This is a genomic window from Pedobacter cryophilus (assembly GCF_005116455.1).
GTDB lineage: Bacteria > Bacteroidota > Bacteroidia > Sphingobacteriales > Sphingobacteriaceae > Pseudopedobacter > Pseudopedobacter cryophilum.
In genome coordinates this window covers 1-631 of the sequence record NZ_SWBP01000016.1, presented here as the reverse complement: position 1 = coordinate 631, position 631 = coordinate 1, and the positions used below count along the sequence as shown (strand labels likewise).

General features: G+C 34.5%; 1 protein-coding gene and 1 rRNA gene. One reads left to right on the top strand and one right to left on the bottom strand.

Annotation, left to right across the window (positions count from 1 at the left end; all coding sequences use genetic code 11):
• The first annotated feature begins 124 nt into the window (after window positions 1–124).
• Window positions 125–236, top strand: a 5S ribosomal RNA gene (gene rrf, locus FA046_RS17175).
• Window positions 237–360: 124 nt separating this feature from the next.
• Here rrf and FA046_RS17170 read toward each other — a convergent pair.
• Window positions 361–631: transposase (locus tag FA046_RS17170; protein ID WP_136826055.1), on the bottom strand; the 271-nt coding region annotated here is incomplete at its 5' end.

The following is a 631-nucleotide window of genomic DNA, read 5'->3' as shown; positions in this document are numbered from 1 at the left end:
CTCTGCAATTACTTCTTTCAATAATATGTCATTGTTGTCATGTTATAAGTTAAGAGTTATATGTTTTAAGTTGAAAAACTTTGGGCTATAGCTTGAAACTAATGACTAACAACTATTAAAATATTTAGGTGCCTATATCGGCGGTGTCCACCTCTTCCCATTCCGAACAGAGAAGTTAAGCCCGCCAGAGCCGATGGTACTGCAGTAAAATGTGGGAGAGTAGGTCGGTGCCAAATTTTATAAGTCTAACGACTATAAAGCTTAAACCCTTCATCCAAATGATGAGGGGTTTTTTGTTTATACCTAAATTTCCCGGAAGGGGGGCTATTTGTGGATCAAGCGTAAAAGTTGGGGACTAGCTTAGGCATAAATTTTAGATAATCGGAACAGGAAGAATTTAACATTTCTCACCCCTCTAAATTGAGATCTAAGAGCCTTTATTTTTGCATTAAATGATTCTGCTGATGCATTTGTGCTTTTATTATCAAAGTAATTCAATATGGTTTCATAATTGTTTTGAATGGTTCTTGCTATGGTATTAAAGGATTTGTAGCCTAATCTCTCTATTTTATTATACCATATTGCTAATTTTTTAAAAGCGACTAATCTATCTTTTGAATGGCTCAATATG